The 6,440-nt window shown below is 41.4% G+C and carries 5 protein-coding genes; 1 reads left to right on the forward strand and 4 read right to left on the reverse strand.

Annotation, left to right across the window (positions count from 1 at the left end; genetic code table 11):
• Positions 1–286 precede the first annotated feature (286 nt).
• The 3 genes from V7149_RS08395 to shc form a co-directional block, all read right to left on the reverse strand.
• On the reverse strand, positions 287–1,192 hold the full coding sequence (locus V7149_RS08395; RefSeq protein WP_335345196.1) for a TIGR01777 family oxidoreductase: 906 nt from the start codon (positions 1,190–1,192) through the stop codon (positions 287–289).
• Between the two features lie 18 nt (positions 1,193–1,210).
• Positions 1,211–1,750: an HXXEE domain-containing protein gene (locus tag V7149_RS08400; protein WP_335345197.1), complete on the reverse strand. Its 540-nt coding sequence runs from the start codon at positions 1,748–1,750 to the stop codon at positions 1,211–1,213.
• Positions 1,751–1,886: 136 nt separating this feature from the next.
• Positions 1,887–3,755 (reverse strand): squalene--hopene cyclase, encoded by a 1,869-nt coding sequence (gene shc, locus V7149_RS08405; RefSeq protein WP_335345198.1) that lies wholly within the window; start codon positions 3,753–3,755, stop codon positions 1,887–1,889.
• Positions 3,756–3,876: 121 nt separating this feature from the next.
• Between shc and V7149_RS08410 the strand changes: the two genes are divergently transcribed.
• Positions 3,877–5,007 (forward strand): DUF2515 family protein, encoded by a 1,131-nt coding sequence (locus V7149_RS08410; protein WP_335353361.1) that lies wholly within the window; start codon positions 3,877–3,879, stop codon positions 5,005–5,007.
• Positions 5,008–5,392: 385 nt separating this feature from the next.
• Here V7149_RS08410 and V7149_RS08415 read toward each other — a convergent pair whose 3' ends face one another.
• Positions 5,393–6,331, reverse strand: coding sequence for an ATP-grasp domain-containing protein (locus V7149_RS08415; RefSeq protein ID WP_335345200.1), 939 nt, complete (start codon positions 6,329–6,331; stop codon positions 5,393–5,395).
• Between the last annotated feature and the right edge of the window lie 109 nt (positions 6,332–6,440).

Below are 6,440 nucleotides of genomic sequence, written 5' to 3' on the forward strand. Positions count from 1 at the left end.
TTCCTTATTACAGAAAAGTGCCTTTTAGTAAGAGTACACATAAAGGGTTATCTCAAAATAGAACCCTAATTCCATATAACTGTTTTATTTTGGGGTACCGCCAACATTCCACGTTTATCTGACGGTACACCATATGCAAAAAAGTTCTCTCCAAATGCCAGACAGTGTTTTCTACGAACAGCTGATTAAGGACACGGCGTGCTATTCAACGCAGGGAGGGCCCGTCGTACTGTCATGATTAAAGCTTAATTATAAGTTTCCTCCTTCATTCCGGTGCAATGTATCTTTAACCTAGAATATCAGAAAGTGCACTTTTTACGTCTGGAAATTGAAAGGAGTAATTGTGGTGAAGTGCTTTTTGAGGGAGTACCCGCTGCCCTTTTAATACCAACTGACTCATTTCACCAAGTACTACTTTTACTACAACCCCAGGAACATGGAGCCAATATGGGCGGTGAAGGACGTCTGCAATGGACTGTCCGAATGATGACATGCGTATTGGATGAGGAGAGGTCACATTCAACGGTCCATCTACTTCAGGGTTCATGATGGCGAAGTAAACCATCTCAACCGCATCTTGAATGTGCACCCAAGAAATCCATTGCATCCCACTGCCGATTGTCCCCCCGATACCCAATTTATACGTTAGCACCATTCGCGGAAAGGCACCCTCTTGACCTAGAATGATGCCGAAACGCGCGCAGACCGTTCGAACGCCTAATTCTTTCGCCATTGCCCCTTCTTTCTCCCAATGCTTGACAACACTGGCCAAAAAATCGTTTGCATCACTTTTGGAGGACTCATTAAACGTTTTGAAGTCTGACATCCCGTAATAACTTACACCTGAAGCGTTAACAAGAACTTTTGGCTTTGGATGAAGATGTTTCAAAATTCGAATGACCTCTTTTGTGGATGTAAGACGGCTATTCAAAATAGCCTCTTTTTTACTTTGGGTCCACCGTCCGCTATTAATTGATTCCCCGGCCAAATTGACCATCGCATCAACATCTTTAAGTTCGTTTTCAGGTTGATGATCTGCAGAAAGCCAATCAACATAATGAACGAATTCACTTGTTCTTCTTTTATGATCAGGAAGACGCGTTAATATGGTTACTCGATGGCCTTTTTGAGTCAACAGGTGAGTCAGGGCTTGACCTACAAACCCGCTTCCTCCCGCTATAACAACATGCAATGTACTCACCACCTGCAACTATTTTATAAAGTATCGGCTTAAAAGATTGCCAACAAGAAAAACAAAAATCATAACTAGGCTAACGGGGAGACTTGCGAAAATTAAATGCCCGTCTATCAGGCCGGATTGGAACAATCGGTCATAGGCAATAAGAGCGTAAGGGATAAGAAGGAATAGCGCCGTTATGATGCCAGGTGTGTAGCCTTTGAAAAAGATGGACTGAATAATATGGATGATCGCCTGAAGAATAAACAAATTGAGTATGGCTGTATATAAAAGAAAGCCCCCTCCGTTTAATGAGGAATGGGCAGTCATCAATGTAGTGAATGAGATAATCAGCAAAATCCATGTAGCCGAAATAGAAAGTTGGGCAGCGGTCGATCCAAGTTTTTCCCTCATTTCTAATGTTAGTTTGACGAAGGGAGCTTTTCTGTTTTTGTGTGCATTCATGGACGATTCAATGGTCATGATCTCTTCTAAGTCATGGAAAATAAAAATGATTGGAAACAACCAAATAACTGTATGAAGATCGAAAAATTGGCGGAGAGTTTCAAGCATCTTTTGCCTCCTGCTTCGGAAAGAATTTGTTTTTCATCAAGACCTTGTCATGTTGTAGTTTTGTTCATTGTATGGGACAGACTATAAAAATATGCTAGTAGTCACTTGAAAGCTTATTAAATCCACAGATACCTGTTTAGCTTCCTTCAGCTAATTTTTGATAATGGGCCAGGGCCAGTAACGGAAAAACGTATTCGTAACAATGATAATTGATATAAAAGGCTCCCGCCATTCCTCTTCCTTTCGGGTAGGTATTTGTCCAATCTTTTTCTTTTCTATCCACTAAAAAAGCTACGCCGCGTTTAATGTTAGGTGTCACTTCAGTCGCGGCCGAGATAAGTGTGTCAAGGGCCCATGCTGTATGAGTGCGGGTACTTTCGCCCAAAGGCACATAACAATTTTCGATATCACTTTTACAGGATTCTCCCCAACCTCCGTCTTGATTTTGAATGGCTTTTAACCAGTTTACAGCCTTCTGAATGGCAGGATGATTCGGGGAAACCCCAACCGCAACCATTCCCGTTACCGCCGCCCATGTGCCATAAATATAGACGCCCCAGCGCCCTATCCAAGAACCATCCGACTCTTGATTCTTTAACAGCCAACGAATCCCGCGTTTCACAATGGGATGATGAAAATCCAAATGGGTATAGTTCCCGAAAAACTCTAATGTCCTTCCCGTTAAATCAACCGTCGAAGGATCAATCAACAAATCTTTTCCGCCCTCGATCGGTAATAGGTTCAATAGTTTCTTGTTCACATTCTTTTCGAATGCCGCCCATCCACCATCATTGTTTTGCATGGAAATGAGCCAGTTGATTCCCCGATCCCATGCCTGCCGACAATCCACCCTTTCGATGACCAACGTTCGAATCGCTCTTAGTGCAGCCGTTGTGTCGTCAATATCCGGATGGATTGTATTCATGTCCTCAAAGCCCCAGCCTCCCGGCAAAAGATTCGGTTCATGAATGATCCAATCCCCGTATTTGACATGTTGCCGGGAAAGGATATATCGGTTTGCCTTCTGGACGGTATTCGATGAATAAGGGACTCCGGATTCTTGCAGAGCATAACTGATTAACGTCGTGTTCCAGACCGTAGCCGTCGCATATTGGCAGTGAAGTTCTCCATCAATCCGGCAGGTCATCGATTTTAAGCCTAGCAAGGCGCGGGTAATCACCGGATGTGTATTCGAATATCCCCTCGCCAATAAGGCAAAAATCATCATAGAAGTTGAACCGAAATAATTACAAAAGGTGCCGTCCGGTTCTATTCTATCAAGCATATATTGTTCGGCGCGATATAAAGCTAACTCGCGAAGGTTTCCGGGATAGTCTTTCAGCCCTTTCAGTCCTTTTTGAATCAAATCAATAACCGAGCGGAATTCCGAATCTTCTGTAAAAAAATGATTTTCTCTTTTCAGATACAAATCAGAGAGATCAGGAGACCGTTCCGTTCTCCTGCTGAAACCCAAATTGGCCAGAATTAGAAACGGGATGATGTTCGTTCTGCCATACACGGAGATGTCAAAAAGATTGATTGGAAAGGAGTCTGGTATAAGCAGCACTTCAATCTTAATGGGGAAAGGCGGCCACTCGCACTGTCCGGTTAGAGCCAGCAGGATTTTAAAAAATATATGGACTTCCGTAGCCCCTCCGTTGGCAAGGATAAACCTTCTTGCTGCCTTGATATCCGGGTCACCCCGATCCCTGTAACCGGAGTAAAGAAGGGCATAATAAGCTTCCACTGTGGACGTAAGATTCCCTTTATCTTCATCATAGAACAATCCCCATGAACCATCTTTCTTCTGTTTCCCTGCAATACGTTCCACCAGTTCTTTTATGAAATCCTCGTCATCTATCTCCAATGTCCGCAATAAGATAATCATGTGACAGTCTATTCCGATGCCGGTTTCGAAAGGATATTGCCAGGACCCGTCATCTGTTTGGTCCCTAATGACCTGATCGACGATTCGGTTCATTTCCGCATGTACCCGATGCCTCATGTTACCCCCCTCTTTCGAATACTCACGTTGTATTCATATTCTTCTAACAATATGAATATGCATTTCTTTATGGGAGAATCGGACGCAATTCAAATGAAATATTGATAAGGGATGATTACTTTTGCTTAATTCCTATTCGGATATAAAAAAGGATTTGAAAAAAAAATTAAAAAGTAAATCTTCCGGCCTCCTGCCCTCTTTATCCGAAAACGATAAACAACGTATTTACTATATAAGAGAACAGACAAAACAACATAATCAAAACAACGTGACACGGACTCAGGCTTATTATAATTTTTACCTTGAGCACCCAGAAATCCATTGGGCCTTTCTTGGACATATGGTATCGCGGAATGTTGGCTGGAATATGACCGATTTAAAAGGGGACTTGCTGACAAAACTTCTCCCGGAAAGAGATCAGCAGGCGATTTATTCTTTCTTGGAACGCGGCAGCTGGTTGATTTTTCAGGATGTGTATCCCCAGTGTTTGATTTATGACCTAAGTGTGAAAGCCAACCAGGAAATGTTCCACCTTTTGCCCTTTTTTTACATTTCCACCTTTATGGAAACGATGTGGCGTTATTTTTGGAACAGTGGGGATTCCTACACTCTTACGATTGCGACTGTGATCAATGAACAAAGTTATTTGGAAAAAAGATTGATCCAAAATGATCACTTTAAAAAAACCGTAACCGGTACGGTCAGCTTCAAGTTGTATGATTTTTTGCGTCTCAATCACATTCTTTTTCCATACTGTGCAGAGGAAGATAGGCAACAAGCCTTACTTGCCGGCGCTACCTCGCGCCATTTCACTTCGCTTCACGAACGAATTTTATTCGGAAAAAGATTGTATGCTCTTCTTTTTCAGCGAAAAAATATTTCAGCTGGCGTTTTGAAATGGGCGCACGATCATCCCCATACGGGTTCACGAAAAGATTATTGGCCCGATTTGTTTAACAATGTAAACGAATTTTTTCCCCGTTCCCTTTATAAACCTCGGGTCAAGAATTGTAAGTTGAGAAAAGGTGCCGCCGACCGGTTGTACAGCCCACCGTTAAAATACTCCTGGCCGAATTCTACTCATGAAGACGCAGAAAGCGGCGACTGGTTTGAGGATTGGCATGTTCTGGACTATATTCATAAGGAAGTCGATGTGAATGGAGATATATTCGGGAATTATTGCAAAACGCTTGAAACCATTGAGCTTGCGGTCATGGGAAAGGAAGCCCTTCTGTTACGTGAAGAGGATTAACCATCTATGTGCGGTGATTTTGACAGCTGTTCTACAAATTTGCATTGGTCGCTCCTTTCATTTTGACTTTTATACTTCGAATTGTTAATTATGTCATAACAGAAAGGGGGGAGTGTCAGGAAAATGCGCTTCCTGACGGGACCCCTCTAATAATAGAATGAACATAAGAGTAGGATTATTACAGATATTTGGAATGTGTTTTCCAATAGACTAACCGAAAAATCACTCCTCACATTAAATGCAACTAATTTTTCCTACGATTTTTACTAGGCTTGAAGGTATTTACATTCATCTTCAGTATAAAATTTGAAGTTATTCTAAACTCTTTTGTCAACAATCTTAGCAGCCAAAAAAAAATGCAGGAACCATGTCCCTGCGGTCAAACTTATATTCTCTCCAAAGCTTCTCCAAGAAACTTTGCAAGCTCGAGCATTCCATATTTTTCTGCTTTTGCTTCTGCGTCTGAATTATAGTTTGTGTTTGTATTGACGTCATACGTAAAAATTTCACCAGCGGCATTTTTTACAAATTCAATGCCGGCAACATCAATTTTAACAGCCTTTAGAAAAGCTTCATAGCGTTCGATTAAATCACGATCGACATCTTCTACAATTTCGAACTTAGGTCTTACTTCTACTTCTTCTCCTACAGGACAAAATAGGTCGCCAATTTGACATACATCCGCTGGACATAGCTCAAATCCTTCTGACGTATCGACCCTTACAGAATAAACGTATTTGCCACCTACAAACTCAGCTCTTGTAATATAGGAATCTGGTGATTGGATATACTCCTGGATAAGCGTAATTCCATCTACAGACTCTTCAAATGCAGGACTATTAACATGTAACTTCAATGATTCAACAGTTTGGAACAATTGGACTCCAAGTCCTTTACCAGCCCGATTATGTTTAGTAATGAATGGGGCTGTTCCTAGCTTTTCAGCAGCTTCTATAATTTGCTCGCGGCCCACTGCACCAATTGTTTTTGGAGTTCGAATTCCACTCGCTTCAAGCGCTGTATATTGTTTAATTTTGCTAAGTTCAAGACGTAATGCATTACTACTATTAAAAACAGTTCGATTATGGAATTCAAGCCAATCAAGAATTCCACCAGTCAACTCAGGTGCAAATCGGTGATCTCTTGTGTGAGAGGACGCACTCATACGATTATAAAATACCCCTTCTGGCGGTAACGAAGTTAAATCGATGATCCCTTTATCAAGATGCCATGCCTCATATGGCAGGTTTAATTCATCCAATCGTTTTGTTAAATGAGAGGTCCAATCATCATTTTCATGGATAATGTATATTTTTTTAGACATATCAAACGTCCCCTTCATTTTCATTTTTTAAAATATTGACCTAGTCACCACTTAATCTTGGAATTACATATGTTAACCTGTAGCGTTACTTTAAGTACAAAATTTCACA

The sequence above is a fragment of the Bacillus sp. JJ1503 genome (genome assembly GCF_036965125.1).
GTDB lineage: Bacteria > Bacillota > Bacilli > Bacillales > Cytobacillaceae > Cytobacillus.

Excerpts from the sequence above, each read along its gene's own strand:
- V7149_RS08400 (WP_335345197.1), bottom strand. The coding sequence starts at position 1,750 with ATGCTTGAAACTCTCCGCCAATTTTTCGATCTTCATACAGTTATTTGG.
- shc (WP_335345198.1), bottom strand. The coding sequence starts at position 3,755 with ATGAGGCATCGGGTACATGCGGAAATGAACCGAATCGTCGATCAGGTC.
- V7149_RS08415 (WP_335345200.1), bottom strand. The coding sequence starts at position 6,331 with ATGTCTAAAAAAATATACATTATCCATGAAAATGATGATTGGACCTCT.